This is a genomic window from Duganella sp. Root1480D1 (assembly GCF_001427305.1).
Taxonomy (GTDB): Bacteria; Pseudomonadota; Gammaproteobacteria; order Burkholderiales; family Burkholderiaceae_D; genus Rugamonas.
Genome location: NZ_LMFZ01000048.1, coordinates 198,358 through 220,966 on the forward strand (window position 1 = coordinate 198,358; position 22,609 = coordinate 220,966).

The 22,609-nt window shown below is 60.5% G+C and carries 19 protein-coding genes; 6 read left to right on the plus strand and 13 right to left on the minus strand.

The window, feature by feature from the left end:
• The first annotated feature begins 18 nt into the window (after positions 1-18).
• The 3 genes from ASD58_RS27350 to glpD are packed head-to-tail and all read left to right on the plus strand — an operon-like array spanning position 19 to position 5,064.
• Complete coding sequence (locus tag ASD58_RS27350; RefSeq protein WP_229210124.1) at positions 19-2,250, plus strand: OPT family oligopeptide transporter; 2,232 nt, start codon at positions 19-21, stop codon at positions 2,248-2,250.
• Positions 2,251-2,263: 13 nt separating this feature from the next.
• Complete coding sequence (locus ASD58_RS27355) at positions 2,264-3,541, plus strand: amidohydrolase family protein (protein ID WP_057265169.1); 1,278 nt, start codon at positions 2,264-2,266, stop codon at positions 3,539-3,541.
• Positions 3,542-3,552: 11 nt separating this feature from the next.
• Positions 3,553-5,064: a glycerol-3-phosphate dehydrogenase gene (glpD, locus tag ASD58_RS27360; protein ID WP_057265171.1), complete on the plus strand. Its 1,512-nt coding sequence runs from the start codon at positions 3,553-3,555 to the stop codon at positions 5,062-5,064.
• Positions 5,065-5,125: 61 nt separating this feature from the next.
• On the opposite strand, the gene ASD58_RS27365 is transcribed toward glpD, so the two are convergent.
• Entirely contained in the window at positions 5,126-6,631 is a 1,506-nt protein-coding gene (locus ASD58_RS27365; protein ID WP_057265173.1) for a peptide MFS transporter, read from the minus strand.
• Positions 6,632-6,813: 182 nt separating this feature from the next.
• Here ASD58_RS27365 and ppnN point away from each other — a divergent pair, with 182 nt between their 5' ends.
• Positions 6,814-8,184 carry a nucleotide 5'-monophosphate nucleosidase PpnN gene (gene ppnN / locus ASD58_RS27370; protein ID WP_057265175.1) on the plus strand — a complete coding sequence of 457 codons (1,371 nt, stop codon included), beginning with the start codon at positions 6,814-6,816 and terminating at the stop codon, positions 8,182-8,184.
• Positions 8,185-8,255: 71 nt separating this feature from the next.
• On the opposite strand, the gene lysS is transcribed toward ppnN, so the two are convergent.
• The 9 genes from lysS to ASD58_RS27420 all read right to left on the minus strand — a co-directional run bounded on the left by lysS (position 8,256) and on the right by ASD58_RS27420 (position 14,804).
• On the minus strand, positions 8,256-9,794 hold the full coding sequence (lysS, locus tag ASD58_RS27375) for a lysine--tRNA ligase (protein WP_057265177.1): 1,539 nt from the start codon (positions 9,792-9,794) through the stop codon (positions 8,256-8,258).
• Positions 9,795-9,801: 7 nt separating this feature from the next.
• Positions 9,802-10,461, minus strand: a complete 660-nt coding sequence (locus ASD58_RS27380) for an HAD family phosphatase (protein WP_057265179.1) — start codon at positions 10,459-10,461, stop codon at positions 9,802-9,804.
• A 3-nt stretch (positions 10,462-10,464) separates the two neighbouring features.
• Positions 10,465-11,569, minus strand: a protein-coding gene (prfB, locus tag ASD58_RS27385) for a peptide chain release factor 2 (RefSeq protein WP_156401522.1) whose coding sequence is annotated in 2 segments (ribosomal slippage) — positions 10,465-11,487 and positions 11,489-11,569 — 1,104 coding nt in all. Because the reading frame shifts where the segments join, the coding sequence is not laid out codon by codon here.
• A gap of 70 nt (positions 11,570-11,639) precedes the next feature.
• Positions 11,640-12,026 (minus strand): hypothetical protein, encoded by a 387-nt coding sequence (locus tag ASD58_RS27395; protein ID WP_057265182.1) that lies wholly within the window; start codon positions 12,024-12,026, stop codon positions 11,640-11,642.
• Between the two features lie 3 nt (positions 12,027-12,029).
• Entirely contained in the window at positions 12,030-12,506 is a 477-nt protein-coding gene (locus ASD58_RS27400) for an N-acetyltransferase (protein WP_057265184.1), read from the minus strand.
• Positions 12,507-12,512: 6 nt separating this feature from the next.
• Entirely contained in the window at positions 12,513-13,034 is a 522-nt protein-coding gene (locus ASD58_RS27405; protein ID WP_057265186.1) for a phage tail protein, read from the minus strand.
• A gap of 14 nt (positions 13,035-13,048) precedes the next feature.
• Entirely contained in the window at positions 13,049-13,591 is a 543-nt protein-coding gene (locus tag ASD58_RS27410; protein WP_057265188.1) for a phage tail protein, read from the minus strand.
• 19 nt (positions 13,592-13,610) lie between these two features.
• Positions 13,611-14,120, minus strand: coding sequence for a phage tail protein (locus ASD58_RS27415; RefSeq protein WP_057265190.1), 510 nt, complete (start codon positions 14,118-14,120; stop codon positions 13,611-13,613).
• 66 nt (positions 14,121-14,186) lie between these two features.
• Entirely contained in the window at positions 14,187-14,804 is a 618-nt protein-coding gene (locus ASD58_RS27420; RefSeq protein WP_057265192.1) for a PEP-CTERM sorting domain-containing protein, read from the minus strand.
• Between the two features lie 230 nt (positions 14,805-15,034).
• Here ASD58_RS27420 and ASD58_RS27425 point away from each other — a divergent pair, with 230 nt between their 5' ends.
• Positions 15,035-17,029, plus strand: coding sequence for a bifunctional 2',3'-cyclic-nucleotide 2'-phosphodiesterase/3'-nucleotidase (locus ASD58_RS27425; protein WP_057265389.1), 1,995 nt, complete (start codon positions 15,035-15,037; stop codon positions 17,027-17,029).
• 40 nt (positions 17,030-17,069) lie between these two features.
• The gene (locus ASD58_RS27430; RefSeq protein WP_156401523.1) at positions 17,070-21,170 is read left to right on the plus strand and encodes a DUF3857 domain-containing protein; all 4,101 of its coding nucleotides are present in this window, start codon (positions 17,070-17,072) and stop codon (positions 21,168-21,170) included.
• Here the strand turns inward: ASD58_RS27430 and ASD58_RS27435 are convergent.
• The 3 genes from ASD58_RS27435 to ASD58_RS27445 are packed head-to-tail and all read right to left on the minus strand — an operon-like array spanning position 21,133 to position 22,586.
• The gene (locus ASD58_RS27435) at positions 21,133-21,453 is read right to left on the minus strand and encodes a DUF2288 domain-containing protein (protein WP_057265200.1); all 321 of its coding nucleotides are present in this window, start codon (positions 21,451-21,453) and stop codon (positions 21,133-21,135) included. The genes ASD58_RS27430 and ASD58_RS27435 overlap by 38 nt on opposite strands.
• A gap of 11 nt (positions 21,454-21,464) precedes the next feature.
• Complete coding sequence (locus ASD58_RS27440; protein ID WP_057265202.1) at positions 21,465-22,148, minus strand: RES family NAD+ phosphorylase; 684 nt, start codon at positions 22,146-22,148, stop codon at positions 21,465-21,467.
• Complete coding sequence (locus tag ASD58_RS27445) at positions 22,149-22,586, minus strand: MbcA/ParS/Xre antitoxin family protein (protein ID WP_057265204.1); 438 nt, start codon at positions 22,584-22,586, stop codon at positions 22,149-22,151.
• Between the last annotated feature and the right edge of the window lie 23 nt (positions 22,587-22,609).

Genomic DNA, 22,609 nt, shown 5'->3' on the forward strand with positions numbered 1-22,609 from the left:
TAGTCTAAAAGGATTTACGTGTTCCGTCCCTATATACCCGACGAGGCGCGGCTGCCGGAGATGACTTTCCGCGCCTTGTTCCTCGGAACCCTGCTTGGCATGGTGTTTGGCGCTTCTTCGCTGTACCTGGTCCTCAAAGTCGGCTTGACTGTCAGCGCATCGATTCCCGTAGCGGTAATTGCGATCACTTTCTTCGGCCTGGCAAAAAAAATGGGCGGCAAGGATGCCAGCATCCTGGAGAACAGCATTGCGCAGACTGCCGGATCGGCGGGCGAATCGATTGCCTTCGGCCTTGGCGTAACCATGCCCGCCATCCTGATCCTGGGCTTCGAACTGGAAATCTGGCGCGTGATGCTGGTCGGTGTGCTGGGCGGCCTGCTTGGCATCCTGATGATGATCCCGATGCGCCGCACCATGATCGTGGACCAGCACCATGAGCTGAAATTCCCGGAGGGGACTGCGTGCGCCGAAGTGCTGAAGGCGGCAGCCAGCGATTCTTCGCGCCAGGCGGCAGGTGAGCCGGTACAGGGCGAATCGGAAGCCGCGCGCGATGCACGGCGCCGCGCGCGCCTGATTTTCGGCGGCTTTGGTATCGGGTTGCTGTACAAGGCGCTGAACGTCTCGTTCAAAGGCTGGAAGGATACGCCGGAAGTAGTGCTGGGGGCGCCGCTGAAGGGGGGCTCGATCGGGGCCGAAGTATCGCCGGAGTTGCTGGGCGTGGGCTATATCATCGGCCCGCGCATTGCGCTGACGATGACGGCGGGCGGCGTGCTGTCCTACCTGCTGCTGATCCCGATGATCAAATTCTTCGGCGACCCGCTGACCACCATCCTGGCCCCGGCCACCATGCTGATTTCCGACATGGGGCCGGACGATGTGCGCGGCGCCTACATCCTGTACATCGGCGCGGGCGCGGTGGCGGCAGGCGGCCTGATTGCACTGCTGCGTGCCATGCCCATGATCTGGCGCAGCCTGGCCGCCGGCCTGGCCGGTGTCGGCAAGGGCAGCAAGGCCGATGCCGCGCGCCGCACCGAGCAGGATATTCCGATGAAGTGGGTGGTGATTGGTTGCCTGGGACTGATTGCAGTGATCACGGCATCCGCGCCCTTGCATATGAATCTGCTGGGGGCCTTGCTGATCCTGGTGTTCGGCTTCCTGTTCTCCACTGTTTCCTCGCGCCTGACTGGTGAAATCGGTTCGTCTTCCAATCCGACTTCGGGCATGGCCGTGGCGACCCTGCTGTTCACCTGCCTGATCTTCCTGATGGTCGGCTGGACCGGCGGCCAATATTACGTGACGGCGCTGTCGGTGGGCGCGATTGTCTGCATCGCGTCGGCCAATGCCGGTACGGTGTCGCAGGATTTGAAGACCGGCTTCCTGGTCGGCTCCACGCCACGCCTGCAGCAGTACGCCATGCTGGTTGGCTCGCTGGCTTCGGCCTTGCTGCTTGGCCCGATCCTGCTGCAACTGAATAGTTCCAGCACGGTCTACGTGCCGGCGGCCCAGGTTGCACCGGGACTGGCGACCGATGCCGCACGGCTGACCGCTACGGCACGCCTGGATGGCCCGCAGGCGGCCAGCGACACTGCCACCTACAAGGTGTGGCAGAAGCCGGACGCTCAGGGCGGCCCGGAAGGCAAATACCTGGTCGCGCCGGACGGCAAGGCGGTCTGGTTCGTCGATCCCGGGATTAACGGCACCCACCACAAGCGCCCCGACGGCACCGAGGTGCGCAAATACGATGCCCCGAAGGCAGTGCTAGTGTCTTACATCATCAAGGGCATCCTCGACCAGCAATTGCCGTGGACGCTGGTGATGCTGGGCGTAATGATTGCGGTGGTGCTTGAAATGTCGGGCGTGCAGTCCTTGTCGTTTGCCGTAGGAGTCTACCTGCCGCTGTCCGCCACGCTGCCGATTGCGGTGGGCGGTGTCCTGCGCTGGCTGGCCGACCGCCGCAACAACAAGCTACCGGAATATGCCGGCATGAACGAGGAAGAATTGCAGGCGGCAGGCGACCGCAGCGAGGGCGTGCTGCTGGCTTCGGGCTATATCGCAGGCGGCGCGCTGGCCGGCATCGTGATTGCGATCACCGCCGGCGTCATGACCAACTTCGATGCAGCGGTGACTGCGTGGGCAGAAAGCAGCAATCCATTCTTCAGCGGCCCGACGGCCGATTTGCTGTCCTTGCTGCCTTATGCTGTAATCATGGCGCTGCTGCTGTGGGCAGCGCGGGAAAAATCCACACGTTAAAGGAGGCTGGGCGATGAGGAAACTGGGTGCGGCGGGCCTGTTGTTGACAATGGGAGCGGCAAGTGCCGCCACGCAAACGGTCGACTGCGGCCGGCTGCTGGACGTCAAAGCCGGCATCTGGCGCGAGAAAGTCACGGTGCACATCGAGAATGGTTCCGTGAAGGCGATCGAGCCGACCAGAGGCAAAGGCGACGTGGACCTGAGCGCCATGTCCTGCATGCCCGGCTTCATCGACATGCATGTGCACCTGACCAGCCAGACCCAACCCCAGGTCGAAGCCCTGCGCGGCCAGATGACGCTGGACGCTATCGACCGCGCCTATGATTCGGTGGCCTTTGCCGAGCGCACGCTCAAGGCCGGCTTTACCACGGTGCGCGACCTGGGCGCCAACGAAGGGCTGAACATCGCCATGAAGCGCGCCATCAATACCGGTGCGATCGTTGGCCCTCGCATGTTCACGGCCGGCAAGTCCATTGCCACCACCGGCGGCCATGCCGACCCAAGCAACGGCCAGTCGCGCGAACTGCGCCACCTGCATGGCACGCCTGGCCCGGACGAAGGCGTGGTCAATAGCCCCGACGAAGCCCGCCAGGCCGTGCGCGCCCGCTATCAGGAAGGTGCGGACGTGATCAAGATTACCGCCACCGGCGGGGTCCTGAGCCAGGCCAGCAGCGGCATGAACTCGCAATTCGTTGAGGCGGAACTGAAAGCGCTGGTCGCTACCGCCAGGGACTACGGCTTCAAGGTCGCGGCGCACGCCCACGGCGCTGAAGGCATGAAGCGCGCCTTGCGGGCCGGCGTGGACTCGATCGAGCACGGCACCTTCATGGACGACGAAGCGATTGCCCTGTTCAGGAAAACCGGTGGCTGGTACGTGCCAACCATCAGCGCCGGCCGCTATGTCGCAGACAAGGCGAAGGAAGCGAATTATTATTCACCACTGGTACGTCCGAAAGCTGCCGCCATCGGTCCTCAGATCCAGGGGACTTTTGCCCGTGCCTACAAGGCGGGCGTAAAGATCGCTTTCGGTACCGATGCCGGCGTCTTCCCGCATGGCGAAAATGCCAGGGAATTCGCCTATATGGTGGAAGCGGGCATGCCGGCGCTCGAGGCAATCCGCTGCGCCACGCTCAGCGCCGCGTCGCTGCTGGGCCAATCCAGCCGCCTTGGCTCGCTGGAGCCGGGCTTCGCGGCCGACATTGTGGCGGTGGCGGGCGATCCATTGAAAGACATCACCCTGCTGCAGAAGGTAGGATTCGTGATGAAGGAAGGCGTTGTTTATAAACAGTAGTCGGGGAGCGCATGGCGGACGTAGATTGCGATGTACTGGTAGTTGGCGGCGGGATTAATGGGGCGGGCATAGCGCGCGATGCTGCGGGCCGCGGCCTGTGTGTCGTCCTGTGCGAGAAGGATGACCTGGCCTCGCACACCTCGTCGGCCTCGACCAAGTTGATTCATGGTGGCTTGCGCTACCTCGAATACTATGAGTTCCGGCTGGTGCGCAAGGCGCTGGCCGAACGCGAAGTGCTGCTGCGCAGTGCGCCGCACATCATGTGGCCATTGCGCTTTGTGATGCCGCACGATGCTGGCCAGCGTCCGGCGCTGCTGATACGCGCCGGCCTGTTCCTCTACGATATGCTGGCCAAGCGCGAGCTGCTGCCTGGTTCGCGCGGCATCAACCTGCGTTCTCATCCGGCGGGACGGCCGTTGAAAGAGACCTTCAGTGCCGGCTTCGAATATTCCGATGGCTGGGTCGACGATGCCCGGCTGGTGGTGCTGAATGCGATGGACGCTTGCGCCAAAGGCGCTTGTATCCTGACCCGTACCACCTGCGTTGGCGTCGAACGCCTCGCCGATCATTGGGTAGCCACGCTGCGCAAGGCCGATGGCACCGAAAAGCGCATCACAGCGCGCACCATTGTTAACGCGGCCGGTCCGTGGGCGCAGTCTTTCATCCAGTCCGCGGGGGCCAGGCAGGAGTCGCGGCACCTGCGGCTGGTCAAAGGCAGCCATATCGTGGTACGCCGCATATTCGAGCATGACCAGGCCTATATTTTCCAGAACAGGGATGGCCGTATCGTGTTTGCCATCCCGTATGAACGGGACTTCACGCTGATCGGCACCACCGATCTGGAATACAAAGGCGATCCGCAGCGGGTCGCAATCGACGAAAGCGAAATCCGCTACCTGTGCGAACTGGCCAGCGATTACTTCCGCGAGCCGGTGCGTCCGGCCGACGTGGTGTGGACCTACGCCGGGGTGCGTCCGTTGCTGGAAGATGCCGCAGCCGACGCCAAGGCCGTGACGCGCGACTACTTCCTGGAGCTGGACAAGGAAGGCGCGCCGCTGCTGAATGTCTTTGGCGGCAAGATCACAACCTTCCGCAAGCTGGCGGAAGATGCGGTGGACATCCTTTGCAAAACGCTCGGCAGGCCGGAGCAAGGCTGGACCGAGAGGGCATGCCTTCCCGGCGGCGACCTGTTCGGCGCCATGCCGCAAAACCGCTCGGTGCTGGAGTTTTGCGACTGGGCCGCGGCCGTGCAGGTGAAATATGCCTGGCTGCCGCAGGAGCTGGTGAGGCGTTATGCACGCGCATACGGCACGCGCGTGCACACGCTGCTCGAAGGCTGCGCGTCGCTGGCCGATATGGGAGAGGAAATCCTGCCAGGCCTGTACGCTGCGGAAGTAAGCTACCTGCGCCGCAAGGAGTGGGCTGTTACGGCTGCCGACATCCTGTGGCGGCGTTCCAAGCTCGGCCTGCACTTGCCGGCAGGAGCAGAAGCCAGGCTCGATGCCTGGCTTGCAGCAAATTAAAAGAAAGGCAGCCGAAGCTGCCTTTTTTGTTGCTTGAAAAATGGGGACGTACCCCATTTTTTTATTTCACGCCGTGCATCAGTTTCTGGATGAACGGGGCCAGGACGAAAAGCAACACGCCGCCACCGATCAGGATCCAGAAGCCCTGGGTGTAGCCGATCAGTGCCGATTCGACGGTCATGCCGTGCTCGCCGGACATCATCGAAGCCACGATACCCGACAAATTGTTGCCGATGCCGGTGGACAGGAACCAGCCGCCCATGCCCATGCCAACCAGTCGGGTCGGAGCCAGCTTGGTCACCATCGACAGGCCGATCGGGGACAGGCACAGCTCACCAATGGACTGGATCACGTAGACCATGAACAGGGTCCAGAACGGGATCATTTTCTTGTCGTCGACCAGGTGGGTCAGCGCGTACATCAGCAAGCCGAATGCCAGGCCATTGCCGATAATACCCAGTGCGAACTTGCGCGGGATCGATGGATTCTGGCCGCGCTTGCCCATCCAGACCCAGATCGCCGCCACTACCGGCGCGAAGAAGATGATGGCGAGCGAGTTGACGGACTGGAACCAGGCAACCGGGAAGTTCATGAAGCCCAGGTCGCGGTTCACGATCTGGTCGGCCAGGAAGGTGAAGGAGGAACCGGCCTGCTCGAAGAAGCACCAGAACATGATGTTGAAGGCGAAAATCACCATCATGGCGATGGTCTTGTCGCGCGCCACAGGGCCGTTACGAACGCCTTCGACGATCAGCATTACCACCAGGATCAGGAACAGCACGGTCAGCACGCCTTGCAGTTTTTCTGCGCCCAGCGCCAGCAGGCTGTACACGACAGGGATCATGACCAGTGCGCCCAGTGCCACGTAGGCAATGCGCATCGGGTTCTTGGCTTCCGGTGCTGGTTCGCCAATGCCCTTCAGGCCGCGGCGGCCCAGGTAGAACCAGAACAGCGAAATGATCATGCCGATACCGGCGGAGATGAACACGATCTTGTAGGCAGGGATGTCGCCGTCGGAGAACACTTTCTGTGCCAGCAACTGGGTCAGGATCGGGGCTACGAAGCCGCCGACGTTGATGCCCATGTAGAAGATGGTAAAGCCGGAATCGCGGCGGGTGTCGCCCAGCGAATACAGCTTGCCGACCATGGTCGAGATGTTCGGCTTGAACATGCCGTTACCGACGATGATGGTCGCCAGGCCGAACTTGAAGATCGTCGGATCCGGTATGGCGATCATGAACAGGCCGGCCGCCATGAAACTCGCACCGACCAGGATGGAACGCTGGTAACCCAGCACGCGGTCAGCGACATAGCCACCGAACAGTGCTCCGGCATACACCAGCGCCAGGTAGGAACCGTAAGTCAGGTTGGCCGCTGCCTGGCCCGATGCGTCGCCGTGATAGAACTGCGAAACGATGTACAGCACCAGTGCCCAGCGAATCCCGTAAAACGCAAAGCGTTCCCAGAACTCCGACATGAACAGCATCCAGAGCGGAGCAGGGTGACCCATGATCTGCCTGAACTCAGGGATTTTAACCTCGGTGGTTTGCGTGGTAGGACCGCTCATGCGGTTTCTCCTGGTCGAAAAAAAGTCGCATTTTAATCTACCCGCGCGGTTGAAGGGCAATTTCGCGTGCTGCACAGCAGCATTGTGGTATGTTTGCCAAGCTTGCGTCTGTGAATCGGCATAGCAAGAGCGTATATTGAAGGTGCAGTCCCCCAAAAGTTAAATAAAAGGATTTATGTATCATGGACAGCAACGTTGTCGATACTCTCATTGCTCCGGAGGGCAGGCTGGAAGTCCTGTCCAAGGCGGAGGTGGTCCAATTGCTCGACTCGGGCAAAGGCGGCCTCTATAACATCTTTCGCAACTGCGCCCTGGCGGTGCTGAATTGCGGCAGCACGATCGACGATGGAAAGGAATTGCTGGATCGCTTCAAGTCGTTTGACATCAACATCCTGCAGCGCGAGCGCGGGATCAAGCTGGAAATCAAAGGTGCGCCGGCCATCGCTTTCGTCGACGGCAAGATGATCAAGGGTATCCACGAGCACCTGTTTGCGGTGCTGCGCGATATTGTCTTTGTCAGTAACGAAGTCACGGGGAATCCGAAGTTCGATCTGGCCCGCAGCGAGGGTATTACCGATGCGGTGTTCCATATCCTGCGCAATGCGAATGTGCTGAAGCCGCAGCTCAATCCCAACCTGGTGGTGTGCTGGGGCGGACATTCGATCAACCGCGCTGAATATAATTATTCGAAGGAAGTCGGCTACCAGCTTGGCCTGCGGGGGCTGGACATCTGTACCGGTTGCGGGCCGGGCGCGATGAAGGGGCCGATGAAAGGCGCCACCATCGGCCATGCCAAGCAGCGTTTTACCGGCGGGCGTTACCTGGGCATTACGGAGCCGGGCATCATCGCGGCGGAGTCGCCGAACCCGATCGTGAATGACCTGGTGATCATGCCGGACATCGAGAAGCGGCTGGAGGCCTTCGTGCGCGTCGGCCATGGCATCTGCGTGTTCCCGGGCGGTGCCGGCACGGCGGAGGAGATCCTGTACATCCTCGGCATCCTGCTGCATCCGGATAATGCGGAGATCCCGTTCCCGCTGATCTTTACCGGTCCGGAAACGGCGCGCGAGTATTTCGTGCAGATCAATGAGTTCATCGGCCTGACCCTGGGCGCGGAAGCGCAGAAGCGCTACAAGATCATCGTCGACGGTCCGGAACTGGTGGCGCAGGAGATGCAGGAAGGGATGAAGCAGGTGCGCGAATTCCGCAAGTCGCGTTCGGACGCCTATTACTTTAACTGGGCGCTGAAGATCGATGATGAATTCCAGCGCCCGTTCGCGCCGACCCACGAAAACATGCGCAACCTGAGCTTGCACAAGAACCAGCCGGTGCATGTGCTGGCAGCTAACCTGCGCCGGGCGTTTTCGGGCGTGGTGGCGGGGAATGTGAAGGAAGAGGGCATCCGTACCATTGAGAAGTACGGCCACTTCGAGATCCACGGCGACAAGGAAATCATGGGGCCGATGGATGCGCTGCTGGCTTCTTTCGTGGCGCAGAGCCGGATGAAGCTGGCGGGCAAGGCATACACGCCTTGCTACCGCGTGATCCAGTAAAACAGTTGAGCCCGTGTCACACTTGGGGTGTGACCCCAGGGTGTGACACGGGCTCGGCCGTATGGCTGTTTTTAGTCTTCTTTACGCAGGTGCGGGAACAGCAGCACGTCGCGGATGTTTGGCGAGTCGGTCAGCAACATCATCAGGCGGTCGATGCCGATGCCGCAGCCGCCGGCTGGCGGCATGCCGTATTCCAGGGCACGGATGAAGTCTGCGTCGTAGTACATCGCTTCGTCGTCGCCGGCTTCCTTGGCCTTCATCTGGGCCAGGAAACGGGCCGACTGGTCTTCGGCGTCGTTCAGCTCGGAGAAGCCGTTGGCGATTTCGCGGCCGACCATGAACAGTTCGAAGCGCTCGGTGATGCCTTCGCGGGTGTCGGAAGCGCGGGCCAGCGGCGACACTTCGATCGGGTAGTCGATGATGAAGGTCGGTTCCCACAGTTGCGCTTCGGCGGTTTCTTCGAACAGCGCCAGTTGCAGCGCGCCCAGGCCGGCGGTGGCGAATGGCTTCACGCCGAATTTCAGCAGTTCGGCTTTCAGGAAGTCCATGTCGTTCAGCTGCGCTTCGGTGTAGCCTGGCGCATACTTGTTGATGGCGCCGCAGATGGTCAGGCGCTGGAATGGCTTGGACAGGTCAAGTTCGCGGCCGCCGTAGGTCAGCACGGCAGTGCCCTTGGCGTCGACTGCGGCCTGGCGGATCACCTTCTCGGTGAAGTCCATGATCCATTCGTAGTCGGTGTAGGCCGCGTAGAACTCCATCATGGTGAATTCAGGGTTGTGGCGAACCGACACACCTTCGTTACGGAAGTTGCGGTTGATCTCGAACACGCGGTCGAAACCGCCCACCACCAGGCGCTTCAGGTACAGCTCGGGAGCGATGCGCATGAACATCTGCATGTCCAGCGCGTTGTGGTGGGTAATGAAAGGCTTGGCCGATGCGCCGCCCGGGATCGGGTGCAGCATCGGGGTCTCGACTTCCATGAATTCGTTGGCTTCCATGAAGCGGCGGATCGAGGAGATCGCGGCGGTACGCGCCTTGAAGGTGCGGCGGGTTTCTTCGCTGGTGATCAGGTCGACGTAGCGCTGGCGGTACTTGGTTTCCTGGTCGGCCAGGCCGTGGAACTTGTCCGGCAGCGGGCGCAGGGCCTTGGTGATCAGGCGCACTTCGCTGACTTTGATGGTCAGTTCGTCGGTCTTGGTCTTGAACAGGGTGCCGGTCACGCCCAGGATGTCGCCCAGATCCCAGCCGCGGAAGGCTTCCATTGCTTCTTCGCCGCTGGTGTCCACGGTGACGTAGATCTGGATGCGGCCGTCGGCTTTCTGGCCGGAGGAGTCCTGCAGGGTTGCGAAGGCGGCTTTCTTGCCGGCTTCGCGGCGCAGCATCATGCGGCCAGCCAGGACCACGGTCACAGGCGCGGCTTCCAGTTCTTCGCGGGTCTTCTCGCCATACTGTATGTGCAGGTCGGCGGCCTTGTGCTGAGGGCGGAAATCGTTAGGGAAGGCGACGCTCTGTTTTTCGCGGATGGCAGCCAGCTTGGCGCGGCGCTCGGCGATGATCTTGTTGTCGTCCTGGCCTGGTGCCTGGTCTTGCACTTGGTTTTCCGTAGTCATGGTTTGATTAGTTTGTCAGTGTATTGATATTGATTTCGCTGAAGTCGCGTGCAATGCAGATCACATTGTCGAAAGTACTGAACGCTTCAGCAGGCAAAGTGGTTGTCAGGACGACGCAGCGCATGCCGGCTCGGCGCGCTGCTTCCACGCCCAAAGGCGCGTCCTCGAACACGATGCAGTGCGCCGGATCGGCGCCGCAGCGTTCGGCTGCCAGCAGGAATACGTCGGGTTCCGGCTTGCCGCGTTGGACGTCGGCGGCGCCGACGACGGTGTCGAACAGTTCGCGCACACCCAGGCCATCCAGCGTGAAGTCCACGTTGGATGGCGGCGCGGCGGTGCCGACTGCCAGGCGGATGCCGGCAGCCTGCGCTGCGCTCACCAGCGCGCCAAAGCCTTCGGCAGCGCGCAGGTGTGGCGCGTAGATTTCGCGGTACAGCACTTCCTTCTCGTCGATCAGCGCGGTCACGTCGTCATGCGCCAGGCCCTCGCCGAGGTATTGGCGCATGATTTCGTGGCCGGTGCGGCCGGCGGTGGCGGCAAAGAATGCCGCTTCGTCGACAGCATGGCCGCGGCGGCCGAAGAACTCCAGCCACGAGCGGGTGTGGAAACCCATGTTATCGACGATGGTGCCGTCCATGTCGAAGATGAAGGCGCGCTGCTGCGTCATGCTTTAGATGCCTTGCTTCAGGGACGCGGAGATGAAGTCGTCCAGGTCGCCGTCCAGCACGCCCTTGGTGTTGCCGGTCTCGAAGTTGGTGCGCAGGTCCTTGATGCGGGACTGGTCCAGCACGTAGGAACGAATCTGGTGGCCCCAGCCCACGTCGGTCTTGGAGTCTTCCAGCGACTGCTGCTCGCTCATGCGCTTGCGCAGTTCCAGTTCGTACAGCTTGGCCTTCAGCATGTCCATCGCTTCAGCCTTGTTGCGGTGCTGGGAGCGGTCGTTCTGGCACTGCACGACGATACCGGACGGGCCGTGGGTAATACGCACCGCGGAGTCGGTCTTGTTAATGTGCTGGCCACCCGCACCGGATGCGCGATAGGTGTCGATACGCAGGTCGGCAGGGTTGATCTCGATCTCGATCGAATCATCCACTTCCGGATAGACGAACAGCGACACGAACGAGGTGTGGCGGCCGCCCGAGGAGTCGAACGGGGACTTGCGCACCAGGCGGTGCACGCCAGTTTCGGTGCGCAGGTGGCCATAGGCGTATTCGCCGTCCACTTTCAGGGTGGCGGTCTTGATGCCGGCAACTTCGCCCTCGGACTCTTCCATCACCTCGACCTTGAAGCCCTTGCGTTCGCAATAGCGCAGGTACTGGCGCAGCAGCATGGAGGCCCAGTCCTGGGCTTCGGTACCGCCGGCGCCGGCCTGGATGTCGATGAAGCAGTTGTTCGGGTCCATCGGATTGCTGAACATCCGGCGGAATTCCATCTGTTCGATGGTCTTCTGGATTTCTGCAGTATCCGCAATCACGGCTTCGAGCGTATCGTCGTCGCCTTCTTCCTTGCCCATCGCGAACAGTTCATTCATGTCGCGCAGGTCGCTTTCCGCCTTCTGCAAGGTCAGGACCACGCCTTCAAGGGCTTTTTTCTCGCGGCCCATGTCCTGGGCTTTTTTCGGGTCATTCCAAACGGCCGGATCTTCGAGTTCGGCGTTCAGTTGTTCCAGTTTCTCCGACTTCTTATCGAAGTCAAAGATACCTCCGAAGTTCGGCTTCGCGGTTGGTCAGGTCCGCGAGCAGGTTGGCGAGGGAATTGATGCGTTCAGCTTCCATGGTTTTTCAGGTCTGATAGTTGTTAAATCGAACCTGAAATTATACCTCAGAGGCTGGCGCATCGGGCAGCTCATACAAGCAGGCTGAATTCGGCGCGGTAGAGGGCGCCCAGGCCGGTTGCCGGGCCACGGCCGGCCGGCTCCATGAAGATGGACATACGGCCGGAAAGCGGGTTGTCAATTTCGTAAATCCCGGCATCCAGTCCCGGCGATCCGCTGAAAAGCAGGGTGAATTGCTCCTGGTGCGGCGCCTCCTTGCCGGCGCGAACCGAATGCAGGTCGAGCGAGGTTCCGCGCTTGCCCTGGTAGGCGATGAATTGCTGGCCCACCAGGTCGCGGAAGCCAGCCATGCGCAGGGTGGACGGGGTTGGCGGCAGGGCGGCCAACGATGCAGCGCGGGCGACGGCCGGGGCGCCGACCAGGCTTCCTGCGGCGAGAATGAAATTGCGACGTTCCATGACTTATTCCTTTAATAATATAGGGTGCCATTCCATGGCCTGGTACATCCCGTCTGCCTGGCCCGGCTGGAAACCGAGCCGCCGGTACAGGGCGCCTGCGGGGTTGCCTTGTAAAACATGCAAGCGCAAGGGCAGGGCGGATCGCTGGCTTTCGTCCTGCAGCCGGGCCAGCAGCCGGCTGCCGATTCCCTGGCCCCGGAATGTGGGAAGCAGGCTGATGTCGACCAGGCGGATCTCGTCCCGGCTGCGCGCCACATAGAGGCGTCCAGCCGCGAACCCATCGGACAGTACGATGCTCTCCGCCATCGCGGGGAAACGGCGGCGGTATTCGGTGAGCTGGGCTTCGTACTGCATGCGAACCAGCATGCCTTTGACTGAGCGATCGAGGATGGCGAGGTCCTCGCGCGTGGTATCCACCAGCGCCAGCAGGAATTCCTGGTCGCCGGCATCAACGGACCGCAAGGTGAGGTGGCTGCTCATCGCTAATCAGCTTCGGGGCGGGAAAATGCCGCTCAGGGCAATGATGAAGTTGAGCACCAGGTAGGGCTGCAAGTTGTTGTGAGGGCTATTGCCGCCGGCAGCGCCCAACGGTCCCGTTGGCGAAGGCGCCATCGCCGCCGCATCGTGATAAGGCGCGCTAACCGTCACCGGTTTGGCAAGCAGGGCATTGGCTGGGGATTGCACTGAGGCTGTTGCGTTGGATGCCGACATGCCGTGGCTGTGCGATGGCATTTGGAGGGCGGTCAGCGTGCTGGTGGCCGCGCCCCCTTGCTCGCCCAGGTCGCGCAGGGTGAGGCCAGGGCCGGCGCCGGCGTGCATGGGTATGCGCTGGCGCAGGTTTGGCAGCGCGAACGTGGTTTTGCCGTCGCCGCCATAGGTGGTGCCGAGAATGGAAAACAGTGCCGTGTTCTGCGCAATGGGAAGCAGCTGGCCATTGCACATTGCCCAGCCAACGGGTGCGAAATTACCGCTGAACATGCGGATTTCGCCGATATAACGCTCTGCCATGCTGGACTCCTCGGCTAGTTCTGGGAGGGGAAGATGCCTTCAATGGCGATGATGAAGCTGACCGCCAGGAAAGGAGCCATATTGTCGTGCGGCTGGTTGCCGCCGGCCGGCTGTATCGCCTGGGCCGACATGGCGACCGTGGCGGAACCGGCAGGCGCGTAAAACTTCGGCTTGGCGGGCGCGGCAGGCACATAGACGGCAGGCCCCGTGAGGGTGATGCCGCTGCCGGTGGCGGGCGGCACGGCCGTGCTGGCGCTTGCGCTGTGACTGTGCAACGGGATCTGGTTGCTGGTCAGGGTCACGGTTTCGGCACCCGCTTGCTGGCCCATGACATAGTTGTTCGCGGTGCCCGGCTGCGTACCCTGGTGCAGCGGCACGCGGCCGCGCAGGTCGGGCAGGGCAAACGTGGTTTGCCCGTTGCCGCCATAGGTGGTGCCAATCAGGGCAAACAAGGCGGTGTTTTGTGCGATCGACAGCAGGCTGCCGTCGCAAAACGCCCAACCGAGGGGCGGGAAGTTGCCCGCGAACAGGCGAATCTCGCCGATGAAGTTATCCATGCGCCGGCTCCGGTCTGGTCTAGGACTGCGAGGGGAAGATGCCCTGCAGCGCGATGATGAAGTTGATGGTCAGGTAGGGCTGCATATTCTCGTGCGGCTGGCTGCCGCCGGAGTTGGCCACGGTGTTGGGTGCCAGCGTGGCCGTGCCGTCCAGCGGGGCGTAGTAATTGAGTGCCCCGGCTTCGACATTGCCGAGCACTCGCCCGCTGGGGTCGGCCTGGTGGCTGGCAGCCGTGGAGATGCCCAGGCTGTGGCTATGCGACGGCATTTCATTGGCGATCAAGGTGTGGCTGGCTTCGCCTCCCTGCTGGCCCAGGTTGAAACCGGCATCCATGTGGATTGGCACGCGGCCGCGCAGGTCGGGCAAGGCAAAGGTGGTCTGGCCGTTGCCGCCGTAAGTGGTGCCGAGAATGGAAAACAATGCCTGGTTCTGGTTGATCGGCAGGATCTGGCCGTTGCACAAGGCCCATCCCTTGGGGGCAAAGCTAAATCCGGTCATCCGGATTTCTGCGAGATACGGTTCGGACATGCAGCCTCCTTGCAGGTGCAAGCGCCCCTGCCGGGGCGTTGCGGCCGTTTCGATGGAAAGAGAAAATCAGGAAAGTGTCTTGCGGCGGCTGAAGCGCATGGCCATCAGGCCGCCCGCCAGCAAGGCCAGCGTGGCAGGTTCGGGGACGCCGGGATCGCCCGGGTCATTCGGTCCGCGCAGGAACTCAAGGCTGATGTTGTCGAGCTGGTTCCAATAGATCGGGTCGTTGTTAAAATTGCCGAATTCAAGGAGTGTGCTGGCCGTGAGCGCGGTGACGATCAGGGTGTGCGTGCCCCAGTCGCCGGTAATATCGGATTCGTCGAAGACGGTGGTGGCGCCGAATTTGACCTGGGCCTGGTTATCGGGCGGGAATTGCGGATCGGTTGTCCAGCGCTGCAAGTCGAATTTGAGCTGGTAGGTCGCACCGGCGATGGTGCTGACGGTCTGGCGCAGGTAGCCAAGCTCGATGGTGTTGAAGTCGCCGAAGACGTGGTTGAAGGCATCCGATAAGGGCGAAGCAGTAGGGTCGGTGCCGAAGGCCTGGCCGCCGCCACCCGGGCTGACCAGCGTCCACATACTGTAATCGAGGTTTTCGAAATCGCCGTTCGAGATCAGGTTGGGACCCGCTTGCGCAAGTGAGGCTGTGAGGAGCAGGATCGCGGTCAGCGCAGCACGGATTTTCATGGCTTTTTCCTTTTGGCGGATGGCTGAAAGTTGAGATGGATCATACGTCCGGGTATTGACAATCAAACATTTATTTGCGTCAACGTGGCGCTTTTGCAAAGATTCCATATAATTTTGCAAGTTAGTTTGCGGTGCCCCAGAGTGCAATGTGCAATTCTTTGAATTGCAAGGACGATATCAATGGCGCATGGCAAATATTCATCAGTAAATTTCAATTCAAAAGACAGTTAATGCGCATTTTTTTCACCGCGACGGTGGCGGCCTTGCTTGCAGGCTGCGGCTGCATTCCAGGGAAGCCGCCGCAAGGCGCGCAAGCCACCCTCGTCATCCTCGAGACGACAGACCTGCACGCCAACGTTCGCAGCTACGACTACTACAAGCTGGCGCCGGATGCCTCGCTGGGGCTGGAACGCACCGCGACCCTGATTCGCCAGGCGCGCAAGGATTTCCCGGATTCGCTGCTGCTCGATAACGGCGACACCATCCAGGGCACGGCGCTGGGCGACTACCAGGCGCTGGTTGCGCCGGTCGGGTGCGGCCAGCCGCTGGCCATCTACAAGGCGATGAATGCCTTGGGCTTTGAAGGCGGTTCGGTTGGCAATCATGAATTCAATTGGGGCCTGGACTTCCTGGGCCAGGTCACCGCCAGCCGCTTCGGCACCGAGGGCGCTTCGGTTCGCGCACAGCCTTGTGCAGGGCCGGCGTTCCCTGTGGTGCTGGCCAATGTGGTTGATGCGCGCACGGGCACGCCACTGTTCGAACCTTATTGCATTCTCGATAAGCGCGTGAGCGCGACCGGACCGGATGGCAAGCCGCTAACAGCTATCGTCAAAGTGGGCATCATCGGCTTCACGACTCCCGCCATCATGGGCTGGGACAGGCGCTGGCTGGAGGGCCGTGTGCGTACCGAAGGCTGGCGCGAGACCGCCCAGCGCTACGTTCCCGAGATGCGCGCCAAGGGCGCGGAAGTGATCGTCGCGATCTCGCACGCGGGGCTGGATGGCGCGGCCTATGCGCCTTCCATGGAGAACGGCAGCTGGTACCTGGCGCAGGTGCCGGGGATCGATGCGTTGTTGCTGGGGCATTCGCATGACGTGTTCCCGAACCCGGCCAGCAAGTCTGCCGGATTCAACCTGGCAGGCGTCGACAAGGTCCGGGGACGGGTGCATGGTGTGCCGACGGTAATGCCGGGGTTATGGGGCAAGCATCTCGGCGTGATTCAGCTGGCGTTGCGCCATGACGGAACGCGTTGGGTTGCCGATGCGGGCGCGGCGAAAGTCGAAACGCGCAGCATCCAGCGCCCTGACCGCAGTTTCGTTGAGCCGGACCCGGAAGTCGCCGCGCTGGTCAAGGCCGAGCATGAGGCGACCATCGCCTACGTCAAGACGCCAATTGGCGATACGGACTTCCGCATGTCGGCTTACTTTGCCGATGTGGGCGACGTATCTGCGATCCAGGTAGTGAACCAGGCCCAGGCCGACTATGTGCGGCGCCACATCCAGGCGAACATGCCGCAATATGCGCACTTGCCGGTGTTGTCGATGTCTGCACCGTTCAAGACCGGTGCAGCCGGCGTAGCCGACTACACTGACGTCGCCCCTGGGAAAATGGCCCTGAATAACGCCGCCGACCTTTACCTGTACCCGAACGACCTGCATGCCGTGAAGGTCAACGGAACGACGCTGCAAGCCTGGCTGGAGAAGGCCGCCGGCCGCTTCAACACAATCGACCCGGCGCGCAGCGAACCACAAGAGCTGATAAATGCCGGCTTCGCCGGCTTCAATTTCGACATGCTGACCGATTCGGATGTGCGCTACGAAATCGACGTGACGCAGGCACCGGGCCAGCGCATCAAAAACCTGTCATGGCGTGGCAAACCGGTGCGGGCGGAGCAGGAATTCATCGTTGCGACCAATAACTTCCGCGCCAGCGGCGGTGGCGGCTTCCCGGGACTGGATGGCAGCAAGACCATTTTCGCTTCGCCGGACAATAACCGCGCAGTACTGGTCGCCTACATCAAGTCGGTGCAGCACCTGACCCGGAATGTAAATGGTTCCGCGCGCAGTTGGCGATTCGCGCGGATTGGAACAAAGGGGGCGGTGGTGTTCCATTCAGCACCAAACAGATTGGCGCTGGCAAGGCAATCCGGACTGAATGGCGTTTCGATCCAGGAAGAGTCAGATGGCAAGGGGTATTCCATTTATGCAATTGATTTATCAAAATGAAAATGTTTTATAATTGCCGCAAATAAATTTCGGGATAATTATGCGTTTAGCCCTTGCCGTATCGGCCTGCCTCATCGTCGCGCCAATCCACGCCGGAGCGGCAGTATTCAACCCGGCAACGGTAAGCACCGTCAACCAAGCCAGTTTTGTCAGGGGGGCACCGATGCCCAGGTGGGCACAGACGCTGCCTGAAATTCCTTCTAGCGAAAGGCCGGATCCTGTCCTGATTCGAATGGCGGACACTCAGGTTTCATTAACCGAAACCCCAGCCGTCTTATACAGCCGTGCAATCCAGGTTAACGATTCAGGCTCACTGGCAGAAATCGGGCAATTTTCGATTACCTATGCACCCGCCTACCAAAAGCTACTGGTCCATAAAGTAATCATTCTGCGCAATGGAGAGCTGATCGACCGCACCGCTAGCGTGAATATGCGTGCATTGGAACGCGAGCAACAACTTGAGCAAGGTATGTATGGCGGCGAGGTTACCCTGCAGATGCTGATGCACGATGTGCGCGTTGGCGACACCTTGTGGGTGACCTACACAATCGAAGGGCACAATCCGGTGTTCGGCAAGCGCTGGTCACAAATCTTCGGCTGGGATTCCGCTGGCCCGACCGAACTGCGGCGATTGGTTGTGTCTTATCCCAAGCGGCGGCCTGTCTATTGGCGACAGTTGGGGGATTTCCGAACAACAGAACTGAAACCGAAGCGCGAACAATTTGGAGCTGAAGAGCGCCTCGTGTTCACTGAGAAGGCGATCGATGCGTTGGAAAATGAGATTTCGATTCCGTCCGATTACGTGCCTGGTCGCATACTCCAGTTCAGCGAATATGAGAACTGGGGTGACGTGGCCCAATGGGCAGTTTCCATGTTCCCCGAAGTAAAACCGTCGACCGCATTAAGGTCGGTTGCGAAGTCGCTTGAAGGTGGTGCTACGCCAGCATTGCGTGCAGCTGCGGCTCTTCATTGGGTGCAGGACGAAGTCCGCTATTTCAGCGTGTCAATCGGAGAAAATTCGCATCGACCGCAGGCGCCGGATGCAGTGCTTTCACGCCGCTATGGCGATTGCAAGGACAAGAGCTACTTGCTGACTTCCCTGTTACGGTTGTTGGGAATCGAGGCGCGGCCCGTGTTGGTTTCTGCTCAGTCGCCAAAGCTTCCGGCGCGCATGCTGCCGTCCCCAAAATGGTTCGACCATGTGATTGTGAAGATCTCCATTGATGGCGCCGACTATTATGTCGACCCGACCCAGACCGGACAAACTGAAAGCCTGGCGGAACTGCCGGTTGCGCTTGCCGGGGGCGTTGGCTTGGTGGTTGATCCGAAGTCAGTCAGTTTGCTGACAATTCCTGAAGATCCAAGCGTTGCTCCGCATCTGGAAATCCAAGAGGACCTCAAGCTGGACGGGTTCGATACGCCGGCTGAACTGACCTCACGCCGCTATTACCGTGGCAAGTATGCTGCTTGGGCGCGGCGCCTTTACACTGGCAGTGCGCAGGCCAACCTCAAAAAGCTGGCGCTGGAGCATTATGAGAAGACTTATCCTGGGATCAAGCTGGTTGAAGGTCCGAAGTTCGCCGATGTTGCGGGACGCATGGTTGTCACATCGCGCTTCGAAGTTCCGAAACCGGCTGAGCTGAAGGATGGTCGGTATGCGGTAGCGTTCGACAGTAAGGTGATGGACGGCACGTTGGGTATTCCGGACAAATTGGTACGCAACTTCCCATTTGCGCCAGTGTCAGGTCGATACAAGGCCCGCTATCGCATGCGGCTTCAATGGCCGGAACAGTTTCGCAGCAATAACGAGCAAACCTCGAAGTTGCTTGATACTGCCCAGTTCAGTGCAAGCGAACACTTGATTCAACGCGGCTCGTTCCTGGACTACACACTGGACTATAAGATTAAGACGAATCGGGTGGAGGCGGAGGACTTGCCAGAAATGCAGCAACAGGCCAAAGGTCTGAACCAGTTCGCGCAAGGTAGTTTTCGGGTCAACGCAGATTGGGCGACGAGCAAGGAGCGGATGTCTTTGACGACAAGGCAACTGAGCTCTTTCTTGCTACATGAGCAGCTGAACTACTATCGGGCGACGCTAGATGGGGCGACTTTGGCGAATCTTCCGCCCGAGCGGTTGTGCGGCTATTTGTCGACGCTGTATATGCAACAGGACCGGTTGACGGATGAGGGAAGGCATCGCCTGACTACCGTGGATCAAGCTTTGCCTGACCTGTTATCGCGTGCTGAAGTCGCTCCTTGCATCGCTTATGCCTATTTCACGCGAGGACGGTTCAAGGAGAGTGTTGCCAGTTATCGCGCCAGTAAATTCGATGAGTCCAGTTCCGCGCAGGTAATGCTGGCCTGGTCCCAGTTGCTTTCCGGCGCCCCAAAAGATGCCTTGGCTGCGATGGAGCTCTATTACAAGGGGCGCAAGAACGCTGGCCTGGCAACCATGTCGGACGTTGCAAACCTAGCCGCTTTTTCCCTTCGCGCAGGCAAACCACTTCCACCTGACCTGATCTCAATGGCCGAATCGGACGCGGAAGCGCAGTGGCCGCGTCCGATACTGGCGATGTATGCGGGCGCGCTCACGGCGGAACAATTGCTAGCGATCGCTGGCAAGTTGCCGCGCGATGCAGGCATCCATGCTTTGAACGACGCCTGGTTCCATATCGGCCAGGTTCGGCTATCCGAGGGGGACAGGGCTGGCGCGAAGGCGGCGTTCACCTGGTTCCGGTCGCAAGGGCTGGTTTCGTCGATGTATTATCAGGTTGCACGCGCAGAGCTGGCTGTACTCGATAACGGAACCGCTTTACGCGAGGCGATGGAGGCTTATCGCAGAAAGGATCAGCGCGCAGGATTGGCGTTGTTGCAGCGGGCCGCTGCCGGCGGCGACCCGGCGGCGGAGTTTGAGCTGGCTGTCGTATACCATTCGGGAACAGGCGTAAAACAGGACTTTGTCCTTGCGCGGGACTGGTATGCCAAGGCGGCTGAGCAAGGCCACTCTCAGGCGCAGCGTGAGCTTGCTGTATTGCAGGGACAACCGGCGGGAATGTCATGGTTGCAAAAGGCTGCCGATGGCAATAATGGCGATGCGCTGTTTGACTTGGCAGTAATGTATGCGCGAGGTGATAACGGGCCGCAGGATTTGCGGAGGGCCTTTGATTTTGCGCTTCGTGCAGCAGAGGCTGGACAGGTTCAAGCACAGGCTTTCGTTGCCTCGGCCTATGGCTTGGGCGTACCGGTCGAAGCGAACTGGATGCAGTCGATGTACTGGGCAATGCGTGCCAGAGCCGCCGACCTGTATGACATTGAGCCGATGTATAGCGCTCTGGCTGAGGATAAGGCAGCGGCTCTCGGGACATTGTTTGTGCCCGACCAAGCGTCTGAATCCGGAGCGCCGCGCGTACCGGTAGCACTGAACAAAGCAAGCCGTGTCGAGCAGGCAATCTCCAACAAGTATCTGCTTGCGTTCATGTATCAGAATGGTTTTGGAATGCCGAAGGACGCTGCGCTTGCACGCAAGCTGTATCAAGAGTGCGCAGCCGGCGGGCTGCCCCAGGCTTGGTACTACCTCGCATTGATGAATAAGAACGGACTTGGTGCTCCGGCTGACAAGTCACTGGCCTTGGAGCAGATGACACGCGCCGCCAAAGCGGGTTTGCCGGAAGCGCAGTTTTTACTTGCTCGTTTTTACGTGGAGAGTAGCGTGGTGGCGACGGATCTCCACGCGGCCGCACGCTGGTTCAGCGAAGCAGCGGCCCAAGGTGATAGCGCTTCCATGAACGAGCTGGGGGATTTGTACGAGCGTGGCGCTGGTGTTGGCATCGATTTGAAGCGCGCATATGAACTGTACAGTTCGGCGGCACGTGCTGGCAATTCAATGGGGTTCTACAGCCTTGGTGCGCTTTTCGAGAAGGGGATCTACGTTAAACGCGACCTATCGCTCGCATATACGTATTATCTCCTTGCTGCGAGGCTCGCCCCACGGGTGCTCAAATGGGAAACTGTGCAGCGCATTTCGAAAGAGTTGTCTGTTGAGAGCAAAAAGATGGGCGACTTTGTTGCCCTCGATTGGAAACTAGGACAGCCACTGCCAGGCCTCAATGAGGCTTCCGCTTCTCCTGCTGGACGAGAATAAACGGGCTGACGACGCTGGCCCACAGGTTGGCGTCGCTGGCGATCCATTCCTGGCATTGCTGGTCGGAGACTTTGGCGACCTGGCCGGCCTCCATCCAGGCCGAAATGCTGGACTTGTCGTCGTGGGCGATGCGCACGGCGACGTCCACCAGGTCCAGTTCATCGGCCACCCACACCACATTGCCCTGGGCGAAGTGCTTGAGCAATTCGCTCCACGGGATGCGCGCGGTTTCGCGGTTCACTTTGGCGCGGAGTTCCGCGTCTTTTTCAGGCTTGAGCTGCATTTTTTCTACTCTTAAATCGTGGGAATCTGCTCGACGATGGCCGCCGGCGAACCCCGCCATGTTAACCGATACGCCGGGCCTTTGCGAACATTGCCCACCAAGGCGGGGCGGAAGCAGGCCAGGTTGGTGCCGCCTTCGCGGCGCGCGCTCGGGTAGATGATGCCGGTCGAACCCTCAGCCAGCAGGCTGCGCGCCAGGCGCTGTGAGGCGACGTAACTGTCCGGGTCCAGGCAATCGGCATATTCCGGCAGGCCGCAGATGTCGTGGAACTGGGCGCTGAAGTCCGAGAGCAGGGCCTGGTAGCTGACGGAGTCGTCGAAGCGGTCGATTTCGGCGTATTCCACGGTTTTGTGGAAGATCACTTCGGCCAATGCCGTTTCGTGTTCGAAGGCGCAGTACCAGGCGCCGCGCTGGCCGTCGTTGAAACGGCTGCCTTGCGGGCGGGCGTAGGTGAAGGCGGCATTGATGCTGCGGTAATTGGGGACGTAATAGACCAGTTCTTCGATGCCGATGCCGATGGCGCCGCCGTGTTCCGCGCGCAGGCGGGCATTGGTGGCGTTATCGAGTTCAAACAGCTGGTGCAGCTCGGCGTCGTTTTCGGCGAGGGCGGCCAGCACGGAATCTTCTTTATCGACGAAGCGCGACGGGATCAGGCGCACGGTGTCGAATTGGCGCAGCAGGCGGAATGGCGGCAATTACAGGCCTCCGCGACGAGCGTCAAGTAATTGGCGCACGGTCTGCATGGCGAGCAGGCCGCCCGCTTCCATATAGTCAAGTGGGGTGCGGCCGCCGAAAATACTGTTGCGGTTGGCCAGGCTGACCCATTCGTCGGCCAGCTTGTCGCCGTAAATGATGTGCAAGGACTTGTAGATGCCCAGCAGGTAGGAAATACGCGTGATACGGTCGACTTCCAGCACGCGGTCCGGGTGCTTTTTCCATTCGTAGAAGGCGCTGCTGGACAGGCCGCCCAGCAGTTCGCGGGCATCGTCGTCGCGCAATTTCCAGGCTGCTGTCAGTTTGAAAAAGCCCTTGAGGGCAGCGTGCGACAGGCGTTCACGTTCCTCTTTGCGGCTCAGGTCGACCGGTTGGGGGATGGTGTATTCGCTGTTGGGGTAGGCAAAGGCGGGATTCATATTTCCTCCGTTTATGGATTAGT

Bases quoted from the DNA above. Each gene is read 5' to 3' on its own strand.
- ASD58_RS27355 (WP_057265169.1), top strand. From the start codon at position 2,264: ATGAGGAAACTGGGTGCGGCGGGCCTGTTGTTGACAATGGGAGCGGCA.
- glpD (WP_057265171.1), top strand. From the start codon at position 3,553: ATGGCGGACGTAGATTGCGATGTACTGGTAGTTGGCGGCGGGATTAAT.
- ASD58_RS27365 (WP_057265173.1), bottom strand. From the start codon at position 6,631: ATGAGCGGTCCTACCACGCAAACCACCGAGGTTAAAATCCCTGAGTTC.
- ppnN (WP_057265175.1), top strand. From the start codon at position 6,814: ATGGACAGCAACGTTGTCGATACTCTCATTGCTCCGGAGGGCAGGCTG.
- lysS (WP_057265177.1), bottom strand. From the start codon at position 9,794: ATGACTACGGAAAACCAAGTGCAAGACCAGGCACCAGGCCAGGACGAC.
- ASD58_RS27380 (WP_057265179.1), bottom strand. From the start codon at position 10,461: ATGACGCAGCAGCGCGCCTTCATCTTCGACATGGACGGCACCATCGTC.
- ASD58_RS27395 (WP_057265182.1), bottom strand. From the start codon at position 12,026: ATGGAACGTCGCAATTTCATTCTCGCCGCAGGAAGCCTGGTCGGCGCC.
- ASD58_RS27400 (WP_057265184.1), bottom strand. From the start codon at position 12,506: ATGAGCAGCCACCTCACCTTGCGGTCCGTTGATGCCGGCGACCAGGAA.
- ASD58_RS27405 (WP_057265186.1), bottom strand. From the start codon at position 13,034: ATGGCAGAGCGTTATATCGGCGAAATCCGCATGTTCAGCGGTAATTTC.
- ASD58_RS27410 (WP_057265188.1), bottom strand. From the start codon at position 13,591: ATGGATAACTTCATCGGCGAGATTCGCCTGTTCGCGGGCAACTTCCCG.
- ASD58_RS27415 (WP_057265190.1), bottom strand. From the start codon at position 14,120: ATGTCCGAACCGTATCTCGCAGAAATCCGGATGACCGGATTTAGCTTT.
- ASD58_RS27420 (WP_057265192.1), bottom strand. From the start codon at position 14,804: ATGAAAATCCGTGCTGCGCTGACCGCGATCCTGCTCCTCACAGCCTCA.
- ASD58_RS27425 (WP_057265389.1), top strand. From the start codon at position 15,035: ATGCGCATTTTTTTCACCGCGACGGTGGCGGCCTTGCTTGCAGGCTGC.
- ASD58_RS27430 (WP_156401523.1), top strand. From the start codon at position 17,070: ATGCGTTTAGCCCTTGCCGTATCGGCCTGCCTCATCGTCGCGCCAATC.
- ASD58_RS27435 (WP_057265200.1), bottom strand. From the start codon at position 21,453: ATGCAGCTCAAGCCTGAAAAAGACGCGGAACTCCGCGCCAAAGTGAAC.
- ASD58_RS27445 (WP_057265204.1), bottom strand. From the start codon at position 22,586: ATGAATCCCGCCTTTGCCTACCCCAACAGCGAATACACCATCCCCCAA.